The 21,836-nt window shown below is 28.9% G+C and carries 19 protein-coding genes; 9 read left to right on the plus strand and 10 right to left on the minus strand.

Features of this window, described 5'->3' with window-relative positions; all coding sequences use genetic code 11:
- Nucleotides 1-18 precede the first annotated feature (18 nt).
- From secF to groL, 5 genes are all read right to left on the minus strand, one after another.
- Nucleotides 19-918 carry a protein translocase subunit SecF gene (gene secF, locus DB318_RS01130; protein WP_151060308.1) on the minus strand — a complete coding sequence of 300 codons (900 nt, stop codon included), beginning with the start codon at nt 916-918 and terminating at the stop codon, nt 19-21.
- Entirely contained in the window at nt 902-2,662 is a 1,761-nt protein-coding gene (gene secD, locus DB318_RS01135; protein WP_151074134.1) for a protein translocase subunit SecD, read from the minus strand. Before secD ends, secF begins: the two co-directional genes overlap by 17 nt.
- A 75-nt stretch (nt 2,663-2,737) precedes the next feature.
- The gene (gene yajC, locus DB318_RS01140) at nt 2,738-3,073 is read right to left on the minus strand and encodes a preprotein translocase subunit YajC (RefSeq protein ID WP_151073631.1); all 336 of its coding nucleotides are present in this window, start codon (nt 3,071-3,073) and stop codon (nt 2,738-2,740) included.
- Nucleotides 3,066-3,362, minus strand: a complete 297-nt coding sequence (locus DB318_RS01145; RefSeq protein WP_151060301.1) for a hypothetical protein — start codon at nt 3,360-3,362, stop codon at nt 3,066-3,068. The genes yajC and DB318_RS01145 overlap by 8 nt, the downstream gene beginning before the upstream one ends.
- A 67-nt stretch (nt 3,363-3,429) precedes the next feature.
- The gene (gene groL, locus DB318_RS01150) at nt 3,430-5,070 is read right to left on the minus strand and encodes a chaperonin GroEL (protein WP_151060299.1); all 1,641 of its coding nucleotides are present in this window, start codon (nt 5,068-5,070) and stop codon (nt 3,430-3,432) included.
- A gap of 232 nt (nt 5,071-5,302) precedes the next feature.
- Here groL and DB318_RS01155 point away from each other — a divergent pair, with 232 nt between their 5' ends.
- From DB318_RS01155 to DB318_RS01165, 3 genes are all read left to right on the plus strand, one after another.
- Nucleotides 5,303-6,991: a histidine kinase gene (locus tag DB318_RS01155; protein ID WP_151060297.1), complete on the plus strand. Its 1,689-nt coding sequence runs from the start codon at nt 5,303-5,305 to the stop codon at nt 6,989-6,991.
- 98 nt (nt 6,992-7,089) lie between these two features.
- Complete coding sequence (gene bosR, locus DB318_RS01160; protein ID WP_151060295.1) at nt 7,090-7,614, plus strand: oxidative stress transcriptional regulator BosR; 525 nt, start codon at nt 7,090-7,092, stop codon at nt 7,612-7,614.
- Nucleotides 7,611-8,594, plus strand: a complete 984-nt coding sequence (locus DB318_RS01165; protein ID WP_151060293.1) for an alpha/beta hydrolase — start codon at nt 7,611-7,613, stop codon at nt 8,592-8,594. The genes bosR and DB318_RS01165 overlap by 4 nt, the downstream gene beginning before the upstream one ends.
- A 28-nt stretch (nt 8,595-8,622) precedes the next feature.
- On the opposite strand, the gene DB318_RS01170 is transcribed toward DB318_RS01165, so the two are convergent.
- Together DB318_RS01170 and DB318_RS01175 are read right to left on the minus strand one after the other, a co-directional pair.
- The gene (locus DB318_RS01170) at nt 8,623-10,167 is read right to left on the minus strand and encodes a maltose/glucose-specific PTS transporter subunit IIC (RefSeq protein ID WP_151060291.1); all 1,545 of its coding nucleotides are present in this window, start codon (nt 10,165-10,167) and stop codon (nt 8,623-8,625) included.
- Nucleotides 10,168-10,213: 46 nt separating this feature from the next.
- Nucleotides 10,214-10,912, minus strand: coding sequence for an N-acetylmannosamine-6-phosphate 2-epimerase (locus DB318_RS01175; RefSeq protein ID WP_151060289.1), 699 nt, complete (start codon nt 10,910-10,912; stop codon nt 10,214-10,216).
- A 165-nt stretch (nt 10,913-11,077) separates the two neighbouring features.
- Here DB318_RS01175 and ylqF point away from each other — a divergent pair, with 165 nt between their 5' ends.
- The 5 genes from ylqF (at nt 11,078) to DB318_RS01200 (ending at nt 15,712) form a co-directional block, all read left to right on the plus strand.
- Nucleotides 11,078-11,920 (plus strand): ribosome biogenesis GTPase YlqF, encoded by an 843-nt coding sequence (gene ylqF, locus DB318_RS01180; RefSeq protein WP_151060287.1) that lies wholly within the window; start codon nt 11,078-11,080, stop codon nt 11,918-11,920.
- Nucleotides 11,921-11,998: 78 nt separating this feature from the next.
- Entirely contained in the window at nt 11,999-13,042 is a 1,044-nt protein-coding gene (locus DB318_RS01185) for an ABC transporter ATP-binding protein (RefSeq protein ID WP_151060285.1), read from the plus strand.
- Nucleotides 13,043-13,047: 5 nt separating this feature from the next.
- Nucleotides 13,048-13,851 carry an ABC transporter permease gene (locus DB318_RS01190; RefSeq protein WP_151060283.1) on the plus strand — a complete coding sequence of 268 codons (804 nt, stop codon included), beginning with the start codon at nt 13,048-13,050 and terminating at the stop codon, nt 13,849-13,851.
- Nucleotides 13,852-13,854: 3 nt separating this feature from the next.
- A complete protein-coding gene (locus DB318_RS01195; protein ID WP_151060281.1) occupies nt 13,855-14,646 on the plus strand; it encodes an ABC transporter permease in 792 nt (263 codons plus the stop codon).
- 19 nt (nt 14,647-14,665) lie between these two features.
- The gene (locus DB318_RS01200) at nt 14,666-15,712 is read left to right on the plus strand and encodes an ABC transporter substrate-binding protein (RefSeq protein WP_151060279.1); all 1,047 of its coding nucleotides are present in this window, start codon (nt 14,666-14,668) and stop codon (nt 15,710-15,712) included.
- Nucleotides 15,713-15,758: 46 nt separating this feature from the next.
- Here DB318_RS01200 and DB318_RS01205 read toward each other — a convergent pair whose 3' ends face one another.
- The 3 genes from DB318_RS01205 to zwf all read right to left on the minus strand — a co-directional run bounded on the left by DB318_RS01205 (nt 15,759) and on the right by zwf (nt 20,245).
- Nucleotides 15,759-17,114, minus strand: a complete 1,356-nt coding sequence (locus tag DB318_RS01205; RefSeq protein ID WP_151060277.1) for a Na+/H+ antiporter NhaC family protein — start codon at nt 17,112-17,114, stop codon at nt 15,759-15,761.
- 99 nt (nt 17,115-17,213) lie between these two features.
- Nucleotides 17,214-18,557 carry a Na+/H+ antiporter NhaC family protein gene (locus DB318_RS01210; RefSeq protein WP_151074135.1) on the minus strand — a complete coding sequence of 448 codons (1,344 nt, stop codon included), beginning with the start codon at nt 18,555-18,557 and terminating at the stop codon, nt 17,214-17,216.
- Between the two features lie 251 nt (nt 18,558-18,808).
- Nucleotides 18,809-20,245 (minus strand): glucose-6-phosphate dehydrogenase, encoded by a 1,437-nt coding sequence (gene zwf, locus DB318_RS01215; protein ID WP_151074136.1) that lies wholly within the window; start codon nt 20,243-20,245, stop codon nt 18,809-18,811.
- 144 nt (nt 20,246-20,389) lie between these two features.
- On the opposite strand from zwf, the gene DB318_RS01220 reads away from it, so the two are divergent.
- The gene (locus DB318_RS01220; RefSeq protein ID WP_151074137.1) at nt 20,390-21,835 is read left to right on the plus strand and encodes a nicotinate phosphoribosyltransferase; all 1,446 of its coding nucleotides are present in this window, start codon (nt 20,390-20,392) and stop codon (nt 21,833-21,835) included.
- Nucleotide 21,836: the final 1 nt, after the last annotated feature.

A 21,836-nucleotide genomic window follows, 5' to 3' on the forward strand; every position in this document is an offset into this window, starting at 1 on the left:
TATCATATTATTAAAGACCTACTTTATCTTTTTATACAAATTTAAAAGTATTGGAGATGCTATAAACACAGAAGAATAAGTCCCAACAATTACTCCTACCATAAATACCAAAGAAAAATCTTTTATAGGTCCTTCAGTAAACACATAAATAGAAAATACTGCAACAAATGTTGTAATTGAAGTCAAAACAGTTCTTGATAAAGTTTGACTGATGCTTATATTTAATATATTTAAAAATGTATTATCGGTTAATCGCCTAACATTATCTCTAATCCTATCAAAAATAATTATTGTATCGTTTAAAGAATATCCAATAATGGTTAGTATTGCCACAATAATATAACTATTAATCTCTATTCTAAATACCCCTAAAAAAGCAACTATAAAAAATATATCATGAAATGTTGAAAGTATGGAAGCAATAGCATAACTTAGTTTAAATCTTAAAGTTATATAAATCAAAATCAAAGTGAATGTTCCTAATACCAAAAATATTGACCTAATTCTCAAAGTAGAAGAAAAGCTTGAATCAATAAAATAAGAGTCTAAAACTTCAATATTAGCATCAAATGTCTTTTTAAGTTCGTCCATTATTGTTTTTTGAACTTCTGTTTTAAAAGCATAATCAATGATATCTGACTTTACCATAATGGAGAATTCGCTTTTATTCTTATTAGATGAAAAAATGCTATTGACATCTAAAGCCTTATAAATCGGAGAAAATATTTTTTTAATTTCATTTTCTTTAATATCTGATTTTTCTATTGAAAGATTAATATTAACTCTAGGAGAAAAATCTATTCCCCAATTATATCCACCATGATAAAAAAAGGTGTAAATAAGTCCAATCAAAGTCAAAATAAAGCTAACAATTAAAACATTGCTTCCATATTTTGAAAAATTAATTACTCTTTGCATATTTTGAACTCCAAGATATACTTACAAATTTGCTTTTTCTAACAGATATGATAAATTCCAAAATAAATCTTGAAAAAATCAAACTACTAAAAAGGGATGCCACAATTCCAACAGAAAGAGACCATGCGAAACCTTGAATAACTCCTGTCCCAAGAAGAGTTAAAAAAAGAACCGCAATAAATGTCGTTATATTTGCATCCATAATGGATAAAAAGGCTTTCTTAAAACCACCCTCAAAAGCATTTTCAAATTTTCTACCCTCTCTGATTTCTTCTTTAATTCTCTCATAAATAACTATATTTATGTCCACAGCCATACCCATTGTCAAAATAAGACCTGCAATGCTTGTCAGAGTTAAAGTAAAATTAAAGGCCGACAATATTGCTAAAATTAAAAATACATTATAAATAACAAGTGAAAATCCGGCTACAAAGCCACTCAACCCATAATAAATACACATAAATAAAAATACCAAACAAAGAGCAAGCGCAGAAGCTTTAATACCAAGATCAATAGTCTTAGCACCAAGAGTAGGCCCTATTATTCTCAAATCATCTATTTTAATCTCAACCGGAAACGCTGCGGTTTTAAATACCAAAGCAAGATCCAAGGCCTCTTTTTTATCAAAAGAGTCGCCCTGAATTGAAACATTACCGCCTGTAATAGCGTACCCAATTCCTGCCACAGACCTAATTTTACCCTCCATAACAACAGCTAAAGACTTTCCAACATTTTTTTGAGTAAATTTAAAAAATTTTTCACTTCCATCAACATCAAGGTTAAAAGCAACAATATCTCGACCTGTTCTAGGATCATTAGAGACCCCAGCATCTTTAATGTGAGCACCATCAAATGAGTTTTCAGGGCTTGCATCAACTACATAATAACGAACTGACGACTCATCATCTACCCCATAAGAGTCTTTAACATACCAAGGAAAAATTTGCTTACTATCTGAAAGGTTCATATTTGCCTGAATTTCGGAAATAGAAAAAAGAGAGCCTGCTTCTAATATTTTTTTATGCAAAAGAGATGTAGACTCGTCATCAACCACATAAAAAGTCAAATTACCCTTCCCACTCAAAAGAGTACTTACCCTGCTCTCATCTTTTTCTCCAGGAATATCTAAGAAAATTTTATTTCCTCCAGCCTCTCTTGCAATTTTAGGCTCTGTAAGTCCAAATCTATCTACTCTATCTTTAAGAATTTGCATTATACGATAAATAGCATCTTCTCTCTCAGCAAAAGTCAAAGAACGACCTAACTTTTTTTCAATATTTGAATAATTAAGAGAAATGGTAACACTCATCCCTCCAGACAAATCAAGTCCAAGATGTATTATTCTGCTCTTACTTTTCTTTATGTTCTCATAATATCTATAAATCTCTAAACTTACTTCTTCCATATCTGAATCAGTTAAAAATCCTTCACGCAAAGTTTTAGCAGTAAAAGAATTAGGCAAAATTTTCATTGAAGACTTATAATTATTTTTTGCTATGGGAATTAAATAAGAAAGACTAGGCGGAATGCTACTATTGGGATCTTTATGATACAACTCCTTAAGCTTAACAAGATCATTCAAGGCTTTTTTCTTTGAATAATCTCTTAAGGCCTCTTGTGAATATGAGCTTATCTTTTTATCCTCAATGCTCATTAAAAAATACCACTTTAAAGTCGGATATATTAAAAAACACGCAAAAAACGTCACCAGCAATATCAATACAAGCTTAGATCCTTTTTTCATTATACAAATCCTTAAAATTTTTAACAAATACCATCATTAGCTACCAGCTCTAATTTTATCTTAAATTATAATACCTTATAACACCTTTTTAACTTCATTTTTTTCATACAAAACTTTATCAATAGAGGTTTTTACAAATACTGCTTCGATATTTGGATTTAATTCTAAAATAACATCCGTATCGCCTAGTTTTTTAACAACTCCAAAAATTCCACCTATTGTTAATACCTTATCGCCTTTTTTTAGATTTTTTATCATTTCTTTTTTATTCTTTTCTTCCTTACGCTGAGGAGATATCACTAAAAACCAAAATATAGCAATAACAGGCACAAAAACTAACAAACTTCGGAAAAAGCTACTACTGCTACTAAATTCTTGCAATAAAAACACAAAACCCCCCTTACTATATATACGTCACTTTTATCTTATTAATATCATCGGGATAAACTACTCCAAATAAAAGCTTAAAGTCGTCTTTTTTGGTATAATTAGAATTACTTATTTTATTATACTCTTCAATTAAATAATTAATAAGAGCATCATCATTTCTATAAAGAGCCTTACTAAAGGCGCTTCTATAAAGCCCAAGTTCAAAAAGCTCCTTAACGCTTTTGCCTCTGTTTTCCCTTAAAAGCTGCCTATCTACTATTGCTTTTGAACAATCATAGCCTATACAAAAAACAAATTCATCCTCACTCAAAATAATTCCCTTGAATAATAAAATATTCCACCGGCAAAAACACAAGCTTCACCGGTGAAACTTTAATTTACATCATCCCCATTCCTGGGTCCATAGGATAACCACCACCACCGCTAGAAGTATTTTTTTCTTCTTTAATATCGGTGATTGCACATTCTGTTGTTAATAAAAGTCCAGCAATTGAAGCAGCATTTTGAAGCGCACTTCTTGTAACCTTAGCAGGATCAATTATTCCACTCTCAATCATATTTACCCACTTAAAGCTAGAAGCATCAAACCCGAGTCCCTTTTTCTCGGTTTTGATTTGATGGATATAAATAGACCCTTCAAATCCAGCATTTGAAATAATTTGCCTCATTGGCTCTTCAAGACTTCTTTTTACAATCTCAAAACCTTGCTTTTCCTCATAACTTAATTTACTTGTATCTATTGTATCCAAATACATGGCAACTTCAATAAGGGTTGATCCTCCACCAGGCACAACACCCTCTTCAACAGCAGCACGAGTTGCAGAAAGGGCATCTTCTACTCTATGCTTTTTCTCCTTAAGCTCCACTTCAGTAACAGCCCCAACATTAATAACGGCAACTCCTCCAACAAGCTTTGCAAGACGTTCTTGAAGTTTTTCTTTATCATATTCAGATGTTGAATCTTCAATTTGTTTTTTAATAAGCTCTGAACGCTCTTTTATTTGTTTTTTATTTCCAGTATTAATAATAGTAGTATTGTCTTTATCAACCTTAATAGTTTTAGCCTGTCCAAGTTGCTCAATTTCAACTGTCTCAAGAGTAAGGCCTAGCTCTTCACTAATTAAAACACCACCGGTAAGCACTGCAATATCCTCAAGCATTGCTTTTCGTCTATCACCAAAACCAGGCGATTTAATTGCACAAACTTTCAAGGCTCCTCTAACGCTGTTTAAAACAAGAGCAGCAAGAGCATCCCCTTCGATGTCCTCAGCAATAATTAACAAAGGTTTATTTGTTCCTAAAACTTTCTCAAGAACTGGTAAAAGCTCTTTAATAGAACTAATTTTCTTCTCGTATATTAAAATAAAAGCATCATCAAAACTAACGCTCATATTCTCTTTATTGGTAGAAAAATAAGGAGAAAGATATCCTCTATCAAATTGCATACCCTCAACATAAGAAATCGTAGTATCAAAAGTTTTTGACTCTTCAACTGTTATAACTCCATCTTTTCCAACTTTATCCATTGCCTCAGCAATTTTTTCGCCTATATAGCTGTCATTATTAGCAGAAATTGAAGCTACTTGTGCAATCTCTTCTTTTGTTGTAATCTTCTTTGCAGACTGTCGAATTTTCTCAGCAGCTAAATTTACAGCATGATCTATTCCCTTTTTTATTCCAATAGGATTAATTCCTGAAGACACATTCTTAAGACCTTCTCTTGCAATGGCATAAGCAAGAACAGTGGCAGTTGTTGTTCCATCCCCAGCAACATCATTTGTTTTAATAGCAACTTCCTTTAAAAGCTGCGCTCCCATATTTTCAAATGGATTTTCAAGCTCAATCTCACGAGCAACGCTAACACCATCCTTTGTAACTGTTGGAGAGCCGAACTTTTTATCAATAAGGACATTTCTCCCCTTTGGCCCAAGAGTTACTTTTACAGCATTGGATAATTTTTCAACGCCACTAAGTAAGCTTTTTCTAGCATCTTCATTAAAATATATGTCTTTAGCCATAAAAATTTTACCCCTTTTTATTCATAAAATAATTTATATTTAACATTATAAGATTAACACAAACTTAATACATTCGCTATAGCGTATTGCTTTTGTATATTAAAAAATATAAAATGTACAAAACCAGCACAATTTTGTATATTAAAAAATATAAAATGTACAAAACCAGCACAAATTTTTATTATATAATATAAATATTGACTAATCTTTATATCATAAAGACAAAGTATTTATGTTTAGAAAACTAAAAAAATCAAAAACTTACATTATTATTATTTCAATAACTAAATTTTCAGAGAACAACCTGTTATCAATAATATCAAATATAAAATATTTAATTGAACACAAACAGCTAGCTTACAAAATACATTGGACATTCCCAATATACTTTTTTGAAATTCTAAGAGAACATGAAGAATTAAATAAATGGCTATTTGAAAGATTTAAAACTAATAAAGATATATATATGCCTGGAACTTACAGTGGGAGCCCTCATGAATACATGCTACACGATGAAATACATTTGGATTTGTATTGGGCACTAAAAAATCCATTTAAAAGTGGATACAAAGACATATTTCAAAATACTCCTATTATGCTTTACATATACAATATAGAAAAGCTTAGAAAAAAAGTGACTGCGCTTTACAGAAAACTTAATTTCAATTATACAGAGGGCATAAGACAGAGCAAAAATAATAAAACTTACTTAATTTTCTATAAAAATAACTGCCAATATTTATATGAAGTCCAAAAGATAAATTCTCCAAAAAACAACCTAGAAACTCTTATTTATTTTTATGAAATCAAAGAAACTTATGACAATCAAGAATTAAAAAATTTTTTACTTCATTTAAAAGCCTTAGAAAACAACTTGCACAGCATTAAGATACAAAATTTAGAAGGATCTAAGCTTACTACCGAACTACTAGAAATTCCAAAATTCAATTCTCTTAAAGAGCAAGAACCAATAATAAATTTTCAAAACAAAAGACTCAAAGATTATCAAATCAACGAAAAAAGCTTAAGAGAATTTTTAATAAATAAACACCAAGAAAAAATTGTAAAAAATTCAGAATCCATTGTACCTAAGAATTTAGAATACAATATGGAAGGAAATTTCACACTATCTCACGATCAATACAATATCAAATTCGAAAACGGAAAATTAAATAAAATAAGATTTAAAGATAAAAAAGTTGAATTTCTAAATACATCTAGAACCTATTTCAAGGTTTTATCTAAAAAAGAATTAATAAAAGAAGCATCTATTGAAAGCTCATTTTCTTTCTCAAATGAAAAAATTTTAGGAATAAAACAATATTTAGCTTTTAGCTCTGCTAAAAAATCAACAATTGATTTTTTTATAGATGAGACTATCTCTAGCTTCTTTGTGTCCATTAAAATAAAATGGCCTTCTAAAATCGATCTAGATAAAAAAACATTGAAAAAGTGCAATCCCGATTATCTTCTTGAATATTCAGCCCTTGAAATACCTGTTTTTGAAATTGCAAAAGGCACTAACTTAAAAATCACAGCAAAATACAGCGATCTTGATACTTATGAAAAAATAATAATAACTAAAAACAATCCGAAGGGTTACATTAATGGTACAGAATTTTTGATATCTAAAGGAAATGATAAAAACAGTAATTTTTTTATAAGTTTTTTAAATGTTGAAAAACAAATCATTCATACAATTAATTATAAAATTGAAAAAATAAATTCTAAAAAATGGTTAATTTTAAACATAGGGGGCTCTTATAACACAGTTAAGATCCAAGATGTAATAAACTACTCTCAAACGCTAAATTTAATGATATTGCCATTAAATAATAATTTTGACAACAAAATAAAACTGAATTCAAAAATAAAAAATTTAATTTTTTATACCAATATAAAAAAATATGAAAATAAATAAATAATAAGTAGTAAAATATTAATAACTAGGTATAAAATTATCCTAAGAAGAACATAAAAAATATTTAATCTTTAATTTAAACAAAAAGGTATAATAATATGAACGATAACATAATAGATGTCCATTCTACATTAGAAAAAGTTGGCATTACAAATGATCCTGTATTATTGAAAAATTTAACATCAGAATTGGGAATGAAAGCATCTCATTCTAGAAATAGAATTATTCTATACATAGCATCAAACCCAAAAGAATACTTTACAGCAAAAGAAGTTTATAACAAGCTTGTAAAAGAAATTCCAAGCCTATCAAAAGCAACAGTATATAACACGTTAAACATTCTAAAAGAAAGAAATATCCTAAAAGATATAAAAACTACTGATCAAAAAGAAACAAAATTTTATCTAAGCTTGGCTTCCACAATAGCTCACTTTAAATGTAATAAATGCAATCAAGTCCATCCTATTCAACTTGACGATATTAAAGATATTTTGAAAGACAAGCTTGGAGAAAACTGGGAAACAAAATCTATTGAAATAATTTACTCAGGACATTGCAATAATTGTTATAAAAAAGATACCCATAACAATAATGACATAGACAGCAAGGGAATCACTGTATGAATATAAAAAATATCATTTTTATAATTATATTTTTATTGCTTTTAATATTGGTTAGCCCAAGGATAAAATTTAAAAATGAATTTTCAAAAAAAACAATTCCTAAAAACATAGAAGAAATTGATAATTACCTATTAAAAGAAGAATTACAATTTAGTTTAGAAAAAAATACAAAAAAAGAAATAATCTGGTATCAAGAAGCACAAAAAACAAAATATTCTGTAGTCTATATTCATGGATTTGGAGCATCAAAAAATGAAATTTATCCGGTTCCAAATAATATTGCAAAAGCTCTTAATGCAAATATTTTTTTTACAAGATTAAAAGGACACGGGATTAACAATAAAAATGCATTTCGGGGAATAACTATCCAAGATTGGCTTAGAGACATTGATGAGGCTATTAAAATTGGCAAACTAATAGGTGATAAATTAATATTAATTGGAACCTCTAATGGGGGTGCTGCCAGCATCTGGGCCTTAGCAAACTATCCAGATGAAATAAACTCAGCAGTATTGATTTCTCCTAATATATTCCCTTATGACAAGAGAACAAACATAGTTTACTATCCCTGGGGACGACAAATTGCACATATTATAACGGGTGGTTACCATAAATTCGAAACAACAGAGAGTAAACGAAAAGAACACATAGCTATAAAAAGCTATTCTTCAAGAATACAACATGTAGATGCAATTATTGCGATGATGGGACTTGTTAAATTATTAAATTCATATAATTTTGATGAAATCAAAACACCTTTAATAATTACCCACACACCTAATGATCATACAGTAGACCCAATAAAAATAAACGAATTCATAAAAAATTATGGAGGTGAAAAAAAAGATATCCCCATTATACTTCTTGAAAATTCACATGCACATGTACCCATTGGAAACCAAAGCTACAAAAGCGCCCAAAACACATCATACTTTACAAAGTATGCGGTTGATTTCATAAACAATATTAATAAGCAATAGCCTTAAAGGCTATTGCTTATTAAAAAAATCAATTATCTAGTAATTCTTCTATTTCATTCTTAAGAACACTAACGCCTGGTCCGTAAACTACTTGAACCCCATTACCTTTAATGATTATCCCTTTAGCGCCAGTTTTTTTTAAAATTTTTTCAGAAACTTTAAGAGCATCTCTTACTGTAATCCTTAGCCTAGTTGCACAACAATCAAGCTCAACAATATTTGAAGCCCCACCAAGCCCAATAACAACTTTAGTAGCATAATTTTTTTCAAATTCACTATTCTTAGAATTTGAAAAATCTTTAGAATTTAAATCTTGCGTTCTACCAGGAGTTTTAAAATCAAACTTATTTATTAAAAATAAAAAAGTAAAGTAATAAAGGAAAAACCAAACAATACCTACAGCTGGCACCAAAAGCCAATTAGTTTTTGAATTTCCCTGCAAAATGCCAAAAAGAATAAAATCAATAAACCCTCCAGAAAACGTTTGCCCTATTGTAATTTGAAGAATGTGCGCCAACATGAAAGCAACCCCATCAAATGTAGCATGAACAACATAAAGAATAGGAGCTACAAAAAGAAAAGAAAATTCAAGGGGTTCTGTTATACCCGTTAAAAATGAGGTTAGAGCTGAGGACATTAAAAGACCAAAAATTTTTGTTCTCTCCTCACGCTTTGCAGTGTAATATAGCGCAAGTGCGGCTCCGGGTAAACCAAACATCATAGTAATAAATCGCCCACTCATAAAACGACTAGTTCCAATAAAAAATCTATTTGTACCTTGAGCAGCAAGTTCTGCAAAGAAAATATTCTGAGTCCCTTCAATCAACTTTCCATCAATAATAACAGATCCCCCAAGGCCTGTTGTCCAAAATGGCAAATAAAATATATGATGAAGCCCAAAAGGGCCAAGCATTCTTAAAGAAATTCCATAAATAAACGTTCCAATATAACCGGTTGAATCTACTAGGCCTCCTACTTTATTAATTCCATTTTGTACAAATGGCCAAAAAATAAACATAATTACAGCAAGAAAAATACTAGAAAAAGAAACAACAATCGGCACAAATCTAGATCCTGAAAAAAATCCAAGAACCTTGGGTAAATCTACCCTGTTAAACCTATTATGAAGATAATAAGTCAAAATACCAACTATAATCCCACCAAAAACTCCTGTTTCTAAAGTCTTAATTCCAAGAATCAAACCCACAGAACCGCTAGAGAAAGACTCTGCTTTCCCTGACATATCAATTAAAACTCCAATAGTAGCATTCATTACAAGGTAACCAATAAATGCTGCAATTCCAGCTGTACCTTTATCCGACTTGGCAAGTCCAACAGCAATCCCAATAGAAAATATTGGCGCCAAATTTGAAAAAATAATAGAACCTGATGCACTCATTATTTTGAAAACTGACTGCAAGAAAAATATATCTAAAAAAGAATACGCCTTGACAGTTTCTGGATTAGAAAGAGAACCTCCAATTCCTAAAAGCAAGCCTGCTGCTGGCAAAATAGCAATGGGAAGCATGAAGGAACGACCAAATTTTTGAGCTTGTTCAAAACCCTTTACCATAAAAACCTCCTAAAATAAATAATAAATTAACTTTATAAGCTTAAAATCATCTTTTAACCTGATTTATTTTCTCTACGAATTTTTTAGTAATCTCAACAGGCCTTGTAATGGCTCCCCCTACAACTATTAAATCAATCCCCATTTCAAAACATTTTTGAGCCTTTAAAGGGGTGTCTATTTTTCCTTCCACTATTAAGGTGGCTTTCAATTTAGAATTAATCAAGGTCTTTAAAAAATGAAAATCATTGTCTGCAATATTCAAACCATTAGTATTTTTTGTATATCCATACAAAGTTGTTCCAATAAAGTCAAACCCCAATTTATCGGCATTAATAGCCTCATCTAAAGAAGAAATATCTGCCATCAAGCACTGATTTGGATATTTTTTTTTAATCTTTTCAAAAAAATCATCGAGTAATACGTCATTAGGTCTATTTCTAAAAGTGGCATCAAGAGCAATTATATCTACCCCTTCATTACAAAGCTCATCAATCTCTTTCATAGTAGGAGTAATAAAAACATCACAATTATTATAATTTTTTTTAATAATACCTATTATTGGCAAATCAACTTCCAACTTAATCTGGCTAATGTCATTAACTCCATTAGCTCTTATTCCAACAGCTCCGCCCATTTTAGCTGCTAACGCCATCTTGGACATAATAAAACTACTGTGTAAAGGCTCGTCCTCAAGAGCCTGACAAGATACTATTAATCCGCTTTTGATTTTTGCAATAATAATCAAACCTCCTATGAAATTTATTTTTTAAAAAAATAAAAACTTAAATACAGGTTATATTCTTTCTTTAAAAAAAACAATTCTTTTAAAGAAATTTAATTTAAGTTAACAACATTAAAAACAAAAATAAAATAATTTATTATTCAATAAAGATTAAGCTATAATTTAGGCATGATAAATAAAATTAACTGGTTTCCTGGTCACATGAAAAGAGCCTTAAATCTGATAAAGAATAATTTACAAAAAACCAATATTGTGTTAGAAATACTTGACGCGAGAGCTCCATTTAGTAGTAAAAACCCATTAACCGAAAAAATTATTAAAAATCAAACCAAAATAATTCTTTTACACAAATCCGATGTTGCTCAAACAACTGAAATTATAAAATGGAAAAAATATTTTGAAAATCTTGGCAATACTGTAATAATAAGCAATATTTACAAAAAAGGAATGCGTAAGCAAATAATTGATATTATTAAAAAAATAGCCGTTGTTAAAAAAATAAAAAACTATAAAGAAAAAATAAAAGTTTTGATTATTGGAGTTCCAAATGTTGGAAAATCTTCAATAATAAATCTACTATCTGGGAAAAAGAGTGCCAAAGTTGCCAATAAACCTGGATATACTAAGAATATACAAATAGTAAAAATAAATGAAGACATCAATCTTTTTGATATGCCAGGAATTTTATGGCATAATCTAGTAGACCAATCTATTGCAAAAAAACTTGCAATATTAGATATGATTAAAAATGAAATAGTAGACAATATAGATCTTGCATTATATTTACTTGAAATAATGGATCAAAATAATAAAAACATTTTACTAAAAAAATACAAAATAATATATCATAAAAATTCACTTGATATTCTACAAAATTTTGCAAAAACAAGAAAATTAATCCATAAAAAAAATGAAATTGACCTTGAGAAAGCATCAAAAATATTAATTAAAGAATTCAGAGAAGGTAAATTTGGGAAAATAATTCTTGACAAGAATTATAATACCTTTTAAAAAAGCCATTTACATAAATAATAATATTAAGTATAATCTTGATCTGTATTAATACAGCCACAAGGAGGTTAGAATTAGTTGGATAACTATATCCTAGAGATTAAAAATCTAAGTCATTATTATGATAACAATGGAAACAAAACTTTAGATAACATAAATTTAAAAATTAAAAAAAATGAGTTTATTACATTATTAGGCCCATCCGGATGTGGAAAAACAACATTAATAAAAATATTAGGTGGTTTTTTAAATCAAAAAAATGGAGAAATTTATTTCTTTTCTAAAGAAATATCTAAAACCAACCCAAATAAAAGAGAAATTAATACTGTATTTCAAAATTATGCACTTTTCCCGCATATGAATGTTTTTGACAATATTTCATTTGGACTTAGAATGAAAAAAACACCAAAAGATACAATAAAAGAAAAAGTAAAAACATCTCTTTCATTAATAGGAATGCCAAAATATGCATACAGAAATATTAACGAACTATCAGGGGGACAAAAACAAAGAGTTGCAATAGCAAGAGCAATAGTAATGGAACCTAAGCTTCTATTATTAGATGAACCACTTTCTGCTCTTGATTTAAAAATGCGACAAGAAATGCAAAAAGAATTAAAAAAAATACAACGCCAACTTGGAATTACATTCATATATGTTACTCATGATCAAGAAGAAGCATTGACAATGAGCGATAGAATTGTTGTAATGAATGAAGGAATAATCCTGCAAGTAGGAACACCTGAGGAGATTTACAATGAGCCTAAAACAAAATTTGTAGCCGATTTTATTGGAGAAAGTAATATCTTTGATGGAACATACAAAAAGGAGCTAGTTGTAAGTTTACTAGGGCATGAATTTGAATGCCTTGACAAAGGATTTAAAGCTGAAGAAGCAGTTGACCTTGTAATACGCCCAGAAGATATAAAGCTACTTCCAAAAGGAAGTGGGCATTTAAGCGGAACGATAACATCTGCAATTTTTCAAGGAGTTCATTACGAAATGACTCTAGAAATTCAAAAAACAACTTGGATAGTTCAAAGCACAAGACTTACAAAAGTTGGAGAAGAAGTTGACATATTCTTAGAGCCTGACGATATTCATGTTATGCATAAGGAATAATGGTTGTGAAAAAATTAATATTAATTGTATACTCTATATTCCTATTAACATTTAGTATTCTTCCCTTACTAATAATATTATTGATGGGATTTTTAAATGAAAAACATGAATTTACAATCTATAATTTTATTGGGCTTTTAAATCCAAGTTATCTTAGTATCTTTTCAAGGAGTCTAAAACTAGCAACAATAGCAACAATTTTCTGCATTTTAATAGGCTATCCTGCCGCCTGGCTAATTTCATTATCAAAAAAAAGTGCTCAAAACAAATTAATAATAATGATAATACTTCCCATGTGGATAAATACATTACTTAGAACTTATGCATGGATGAGAATACTTGGAAAAAACGGATTTATCAACAACTTATTTGAAAAGATTGGAATTGGAAATTTAGATCTTCTTTACAACGAACAGGCTGTTACAATAGGCATGGTATACAATTTTCTGCCTTTCATGATCTTGCCAATATATACAGGATTTTTAAAAATTAGGTCAGAATACATTGAGGCAGCACAAGATCTTGGAGCAAGAATATGGCAAATACTAATTTATATAAAAATACCCCTAACGCTCTCTTATCTGGCAACAGGAATAATTATGGTCTTTATTCCTTCGGTTACTGTTTTTGTCATTTCAGATTTGCTAGGAGGCTCTAAGCAAATTTTAATAGGAAATCTAATAAGCAAACAGTTTCTCTTCATGGAAGACTGGAATACTGGAGCTGCAATTTCATTTATTTTAATGTTAGTAATATTAATTTTTAATTTAATAATAATAAAATTAATGCGAAAAAATGATGGAGAGTAAAATATGTTTAAGGTTTTTAAAAACATTTTCTTATTTCTAATACTCAGCTTTATTTACCTCCCAATAATAATCTTAATAATTTACTCTTTTAACTCTGGTGACAGTGGATTTATATGGCAAGGACTTAGTCTAAAATGGTATAAAGAAATTTTTGCATCAAGTCAAATCAAATCAGCAATATTTAACACCATTTTAATAGCTACAATCTCATCTTTGACCTCTGTTGTTATTGGAATTATTGGTGCTTACGCAATCTATAAAACAGAAAACAAAAAATTAAAAACAATACTATTATCAGCAAATAAAATAACAATAATTAATCCAGACATCGTAACAGGAATAAGTTTAATGACATTTTATTCTACGATAAAAATGCAATTAGGATTTTCCACAATGCTAATATCACACATAATTTTTTCAACACCATATGTAGTAATAATAATTTTACCCAAATTATATTCTCTTCCCAACAATATTATTGATGCTGCCAAAGATCTTGGAGCCTCAGAAATTCAGATATTCTTCAATATAATTTATCCAGAAATCGTTGGAAACATAGCAACCGGAGCTCTTATTGCCTTTACATTATCAATAGATGATTTTTTGATATCATTTTTCACCACTGGACAAGGATTTAATAATTTAGCTATTTTAATAAACTCACTAACAAAAAGAGGCATCAAACCTGTAATAAATGCTATTTCTGCTATATTGTTTTTTGCAATATTGAGCCTTTTATTTATTATTAATAAATTTATAGGAATTAAAAAATTAACAACAGGTGCTGAGATTTAAAATAAAAAAAGGAGTACTTATGAAAAAAATTTTTATGTTAATAACAATTCTTACAACTTTTGCGTGCACCAAAAAAGACGCAATAACTTTAAACGTATTTAATTGGGCAGAATATATTGACAAGACTTTATTAGATCAATTTGAAAAAGAAAATAATATAAAAATTAATTATGAAATCTTTCATAACAATGAAGAAATGATGGCTAAATTTAACAACACAAAAAACTACTACGATATAATAGTCCCATCAGAATATTTAATCCAAGAATTAATCGATGAAAGCAAAATTGAAAAATTAGATTACTCAAAATTGCCAAATGTAACAAAAAATATTTCTCAATATCTTACAAACTTAGAACATGATCCTGGCAATCTTTATTCAGTGCCAGCCTACTGGGGATTAATGGGCATACTTTACAATAAAACCAAAATAGATTTAAATGACATGAGAGGTTTTGACATACTCTTTAATAAGAAATATAAAAAAGAAATTACAATGCTAGATTCCCCTAAAGACAATATTGGGGTTGCCCTTAAAAAACTTGGATACTCAATAAATGAACATGATATAGATAAAATCAAAGAAGCCGGCAAACTTTTAAAAATCCAAAATCCACTATTAATAGGATATTTCTCAGATGTGCCTGCAAAATCATTAATGCTAAATGGAGAAGCATCTATTCAACTTACATGGAGTGGTGAAGCACAAAACGCTATGCTAAAAGATAAGAATCTAGATTTTTATGCGCCAGAAAACACCAATTTATGGATAGATGTATTTGTAATTCCTATTGATGCTCCAAATAAAAACCTAGCTTATAAATTTATAAACTTTCTATACGACAATGAACCATCTTATAAAAATTTCAAAGAAACTAGATATAACTCTCCAAATAAAAATGTAATAAAAAGAATCGAAGAAGAAGCAAAAAATAATCCTGAAATGAGATTGTATTTAGAAGAAAAATTTCTACCAAAAGATTTTTCCAAATTTGAAATTTTTAAAAAAATACCTAAAAAAATAAAAGAGGAGATGCTTGAAATATATTTAAATATATCTTCTTAAATATTTAAATACAAAAAAATCTTAAAAGCTTTTAAAATGGAAGCTTTTAAGATTTTTGGCTGTTCCTTAAAAAGGATCTAAATATTAATCTTATATCAAGTCCAATTATAGACAAAATAATCAATAAGACCAAAAACCCTTGATAAATTAAAAATGGAAAAATGTCAAAAGGAGAAAGCTTACCTTTTGTAAAATCTATAAGAGCTATAACATGCATACTATAAGGCAAAATACTTAAAAAAAAGCAGGAAGACATACAAAGTAAAGCTGCAATACGCCTTGAGTTTAAATTATTCTCTTTAGCTATTGATCTTACAACAGAACCGCTCATCAAAATAGCAAGTCCATTGTTTGCAAGAAACGCAGTCAAAATGCCAACTAAAAACACAATTACAAATTCTGAGGTTCTTTTAGACTTTGACATTTTTTGCAATTTTAACAGTAACCAATCAAACCCGCCATACTTCATTGCCATATAAGAAGCTCCTCCCGTAAAAACAACAAGAATAAACATTTCTCCTAAGCCTAAAAATCCTTCATTAATTTTTTTAGCCAGCAATAAAAAAGTAATATCTGAGTAATAAATTCCAATAATACCAGCAACAACAATACCTAAAAACAAGGCCAAAAATACATCAAAGCCCGAAATTGCAACAACCATAACAAAAATATATGGAGCAATTTTAAAAAAATTTATCTCACCAGGCTCAATAATATAACCACCAGTCTTGCCATAAGAAGAGCCTAAAAACGCAAAAACAATGCTTGCTAAAATTGCTGCTGGAAACGTATAAAAAGCTCCATTTTTGAAAACATCTATAATATTAACCTTTTGAGTATTACTTGCAATAATAGGAGTATCTGATATTAAAGACATATTGTCTCCAAATGCTCCGGCGCTAAGAATAGCTCCTGCAACCAATGGAAGAGAAATGTTTACCTTATCTGCAAGTTCCAAAGCAATAGGAGCAACGGCAACAACAGTCCCCATAAAACTTCCAGTAGAAAAAGATAAAAAAAGGGTAATTAAAAAAATACCACATACTAGCAAATTCAATGGAACATACTTAAGACCAATATTTACTACAGCCTCAACACTTCCTATTTCTTTGCAAACAGCAGAGAAAGCACCAGACAACATAAATATTAAAGATATAAAAATAACATCTTGTTGAGCGCACCCTTCAATAAATTTATTCATTTTTGATAAAAAAGATCCCTTAAAAACAATAAATGTCAAAACAATAGCAATAAACATAGCAAATATGGGGGGCATTTGATAAAATGCCCTTTCTACATCATTAAAATAAAGAACAAGTCCTGTGCCAATATAAACCCCTATAAAAATAAAAAAAGGCGTAAGTCCCCAAAAATTTGGAACTATATCGGGTTTTCTTTCCAATTTCAAACCTCCCAAATCATATAATACAATTTAAAACAATTTATTCTAAATAAAATAAATAAAAATTAAACAGGTCAAATCTTAAAATTTTTAAAATTTTTATTTTTTAAAAAAAAATAAAAAAAGTTTTTTTATATCAATTCCTAAAATAGATAAAATCACAAAAAATAATAAAAATCCAAAATAAACTAAAAATGGTAAAACGCTAATTGGCGATACAAGTCCATTTGAAAAGCCTACTAAAATAATCATTTGAGCACCATAAGGAATAATGCCTTGAAAAATACAAGAGAACATATCTAAAATAGAAGCACTTCTTTGAAAGCTAATGTTATTTTCAAAAGCTATCCTTTTTGCTACTTTGCCGCAAATAAGTATGGCAATTGTGTTATTAGCAAGAAAAACGTCAACTATTGAAACAAAAGCCCCAATAGAAAATTCAGCTGAACTTTTTCCTCTAATTAAAGATTTAAATTTAATAAGCAACCATTTAAAGCCTCCATTATGGATAGTAGCAAAAGAAACTCCCCCTGTTAAAATTGAGAGAAAAATTAAATCTGCCATATTTAAAAACCCTTTATTAATGTTTTTCATTACATCTAGAAAATATAAACCACTATACAAAACACTAATAAGGCATATCGAAAAAATACCCAAAAAAAGAACTAAAAAAACATTCGTTCTAGCCAAAGAAAAAAATATAATTATTAAATAAGGAACGGTTTTCACTAAATCTATTGAACTTTCATATAAAAAGTTTGTAGTATTAAACAAATTTCCAGAAAGAAAGAAAAAAGAAAAAAAAGTTAGTATAGCAGATGGAAAAGCATAAAAACTGCTACTAATAAAAACATCTAAGATACTACTACCTTGAGTTCGACTAGAAACAATAGTTGTATCTGATATTAAAGAAAGATTATCTCCAAACATAGCCCCACACATTACAGATGCTGCTATTAAATTTGGATTAATATTGCTTTTAAAAGCAATATTAAAAGCAATAGGAGCAATTGCAACAATAGATCCAACAGAGGTACCTGCAGCAAAAGAGAGAAAGCAAGTTATAAAAAATATACCAGAAACAATCCAATTGGGATTAATATATTTAATCCCCAAATTTGCTACAGCTTCAACACAGCCTATTTCTTTACAAAGAGAAGAGAAAGCCCCAGAAAGCATAAAAATAAGACACATTAGCATAATATCGTACTGAGCGGCTCCTTTAATAAATATATGAATTTTATCGGAAAATTTTCCTTTAAACACTAAAAAACAAACAATAGAAGCAAAAAACATTGCAACACTAGCCGGCAACTGATAAAAGGCCATTTCTATGCCTAGAACCCCTAAATAAATTCCTGTGCCTAAATACATAATAATAAAAACGAAAAAAGGAATAAGCCCAAAAAAATTTGGTTGACCCCTTACTTCAATATTTTTCATATACATCCTTTTAAATATAGGTACTTTTTTTAAAAAAGATTGTTTATATTTTTTTAATGATACTGTAAATTATTAATTCTCGCATAAATTTGAAATCAATTCAATAGCAAAAATCACCAATTCTCTTAAGGTATTTAAAAAATAAAATTTATCAAAAACCTTACTAGTAAGTCACAAAAAATAAAAAACTGAAAACTTTAAATTACAAATAAGGTAGGCATAAAAATGAATAGAAAGAAATTATATAAAAATTAAATTTTACGCCAAAAATGATCTTTTTCTAAAATAGAATCTATCTCTTTTGGACCCTCAGATCCATAAAAATAATTACAAATTTCAATATCCGTCCATTTATTTGCAATATCTGAAACAAATTCCCAAGAACTCTCTATCTCATCACTTGTAGCATACAAAGTGCCATCCCCTAAAAAAGCGTCTAACAATAACCGCTCATAAGCCTCATCGAATAATCTTTTAAATGTCCCATGATATGAAAATTCCATATTAGCAGTTTGGATTTCATAATTATATCCAGGTTTCTTTGTATTGAACTTAATTTCAATTCCATCTCGTGGCTGAATCCTAAATATTAAAGCATTAGAAAAATCAACAGAACTATTGCTAAAAAGAGTAAAGCTTGGTTTTTTAAATTGAATATATATTTCTGAAAATTTTCTAGCAAGACCCTTACCAGTTCTAAGATAAAAAGGAACACCAGACCAACGCCAATTATTAATAAACACTTTCATAGCTAAATAAGTTTCAGTACTTGAATTTCCCAAAGATTCTGTTTCATCTTTATAGCCTTTTTTAAAAACCCCTTGAACTTGTGAACCTATATATTGCCCCTTGATAATACAATTTTTAATATCCTTTTTGCTAATTTTTCTCAAACTTTTTAAAACTTTTACTTTCTCGTCATGAATAAACTCAGAATCAAATTTAATAGGAGATTCCATTGCAACAAGACTTAGCAATTGTAAAATATGATTTTGAACCATATCCTTCAAAGCTCCAACAGAATCGTAATATTCAGCTCTTCCATCAAGACCTAATTCTTCTGCCACTGTAATCTGAACAAAATCTACATAACGATTGTTCCAAATATTTTCAAAAATAGAATTTCCAAATCTAAATGTAAAAATATTTTGAACTGTCTCTTTACCTAAATAATGATCTATTCTATAAATTTGATCTTCTCTAAAAGCAGAATAAAGTAAACTATTTAATTTTTTTGCCGTCTCAAGGCTAGAACCAAAAGGCTTTTCAAGAACTATTTTTGACAAAGTCAATCTTTCACTTAAAAAATACTTTTTCAAATGATCAATTATTGGTTCATAAAATGTAGGAGATGTCGAAAGATAATATATTGTTTCTCGTCTTTTATCTAAAAATTTAAATAATTTCTTATAAGACTCCTTTTCATTAAAATCACCAGATACATAAATAAAGAAATTTAAAAAAATTTCAATCAAAGAATCGGTCTCTTCCTGCCATAAAGAATCTTTAATATATAATCTAAACTCTTTATCTGTAAAAATTTTACGAGAAAAACCAATAACTCTAAAATTACTAATACATTTATTTTTAAACAAATTAAAAAGGGAAGGAATAAGTTTTTTTCTAGACAAATTCCCAGTAACTCCAAAAATTACAATATCAAAATTAGAAGCACTTTTTTCTTTCATAGACTTTAGTCCAATCTGGTCAATTTATTTATTATAAATTGCAAAAAATATATTCATAAATACTAATAAATAAAAATTAAGCAAAATTAAGCTCAAATTAAATATCATTTTTTTTACAAACAAAACTAGTATATAATAAGGAGAATGAAAAATCTATCACTATTTACAGATTTTTATGAAATTTCAATGATGAATGCTTATTTTACAAAAGGTATTAATCCTAAAGCAAAATTTGAAGTATTTTTTAGAAAAACCCCATTTAAAAATGGGTATATTGTTTTGGCTGGAATCCATACATTAATTAATGAATTGAAAAATATTCGTTTTAATAAAAACGAACTAATATATTTAAAAAGCTTAAATATATTAGATGAGCAGTTTTTAAACTTTCTCAAAGAATTCAAACTAAACATAAAAATAAGCTCAATAGAAGAAGGTCGCCTGGTTTTTCCCTATGTACCAGTAGCTGTGATTGAAGGGCGTCTAATAGAATTACTATTAATCGAAGGGCTAGTTTTAAATATAATAAACTTTGAAAGTTTAATAGCAACAAAAACCGCCAGAATAAAAGAATCTGGTGCAAAAATTTTAGCAGAACTTGGATTAAGAAGAGCGCAAGGAATAAATGGAGCTCTATCTGCCAGCAAAGCTGCCTACATAGGGGGAGCAGACTTTACCAGCAATATGCTTGCTGGATATAAATACAATATACCAGTTACAGGAACAATGGCCCATAGTTGGGTAATGAGTTTTGAAAGCGAAGAACAAGCATTCAGAGAATATGCAAAAACATACCCAAACAAAGTGAGCTTACTAATTGATACTTACGACACGCTTAACAGCGGATTAAAAAATGCCATTAAAATATTTAAGGAGTTAAAACAAGAGGAAAAAAATAATTTTTCAATAAGAATTGACAGTGGGGATCTTGAGTATCTAAGTAAGGCGGCAAGAAAAGAATTAAATCAAAATGGATTAAATCACGTAAAAATTATCGCATCTAATGAACTTGACGAAAATATTATTATGTACTTAAATTCAATAAATGCTCCAATTGATATTTGGGGCGTTGGAACAAATTTAGTTACAGCAAAAGGAGATCCAAATCTTTCAGGAGTATATAAAATGATTTCTATAGAAAAAAATGGAAAATTTATACCAAAAATAAAAATATCAAATAACACAGAAAAATCGACATTACCTGCCCAAAAAGAAGTTGCAAGAATCTATTTAAATGGTCAGATGATCTTTGATTTCCTATTTTTAAAAGAAGAAAAAGATAAAATCAAAGATCATCTGACCTCAAGAAAAGAGTTTGCCATTTATCATCCAATACAAGACAACGTTTTCAAAGTCATTAAACAATATGACGATTTTGAATTTTTGATTCACACTGTCTTAGAAAATGGAAAATTTCACAAAGGCTATGAACCTAGCCTAAACAATATTAGAAATAAAACCAAGCTTGACTTAAGCAAGCTTGAACATACTTACAGAAGAATCATCAACCCTCACATATATAAAGTGAGTATTAGTAAAAACTTAAGAAAGTTAAAAAACAAGCTCATAAAAGATAATAAAAGTAATTAAT

This window comes from [Borrelia] turdi (assembly GCF_008828755.2).
In the GTDB taxonomy this organism is placed as follows: domain Bacteria; phylum Spirochaetota; class Spirochaetia; order Borreliales; family Borreliaceae; genus Borreliella; species Borreliella turdi.

What these genes read in the sequence shown, in the direction of transcription:
- groL (WP_151060299.1), bottom strand. Translation starts at nt 5,070, where the DNA reads ATGGCTAAAGACATATATTTTAATGAAGATGCTAGAAAAAGCTTACTT.
- DB318_RS01220 (WP_151074137.1), top strand. Translation starts at nt 20,390, where the DNA reads ATGAAAAATCTATCACTATTTACAGATTTTTATGAAATTTCAATGATG.
- DB318_RS01195 (WP_151060281.1), top strand. Translation starts at nt 13,855, where the DNA reads ATGTTTAAGGTTTTTAAAAACATTTTCTTATTTCTAATACTCAGCTTT.
- secD (WP_151074134.1), bottom strand. Translation starts at nt 2,662, where the DNA reads ATGAAAAAAGGATCTAAGCTTGTATTGATATTGCTGGTGACGTTTTTT.
- ylqF (WP_151060287.1), top strand. Translation starts at nt 11,078, where the DNA reads ATGATAAATAAAATTAACTGGTTTCCTGGTCACATGAAAAGAGCCTTA.
- DB318_RS01200 (WP_151060279.1), top strand. Translation starts at nt 14,666, where the DNA reads ATGAAAAAAATTTTTATGTTAATAACAATTCTTACAACTTTTGCGTGC.
- secF (WP_151060308.1), bottom strand. Translation starts at nt 918, where the DNA reads ATGCAAAGAGTAATTAATTTTTCAAAATATGGAAGCAATGTTTTAATT.
- DB318_RS01170 (WP_151060291.1), bottom strand. Translation starts at nt 10,167, where the DNA reads ATGGTAAAGGGTTTTGAACAAGCTCAAAAATTTGGTCGTTCCTTCATG.
- zwf (WP_151074136.1), bottom strand. Translation starts at nt 20,245, where the DNA reads ATGAAAGAAAAAAGTGCTTCTAATTTTGATATTGTAATTTTTGGAGTT.
- DB318_RS01165 (WP_151060293.1), top strand. Translation starts at nt 7,611, where the DNA reads ATGAATATAAAAAATATCATTTTTATAATTATATTTTTATTGCTTTTA.
- DB318_RS01155 (WP_151060297.1), top strand. Translation starts at nt 5,303, where the DNA reads ATGTTTAGAAAACTAAAAAAATCAAAAACTTACATTATTATTATTTCA.
- DB318_RS01210 (WP_151074135.1), bottom strand. Translation starts at nt 18,557, where the DNA reads ATGAAAAATATTGAAGTAAGGGGTCAACCAAATTTTTTTGGGCTTATT.
- bosR (WP_151060295.1), top strand. Translation starts at nt 7,090, where the DNA reads ATGAACGATAACATAATAGATGTCCATTCTACATTAGAAAAAGTTGGC.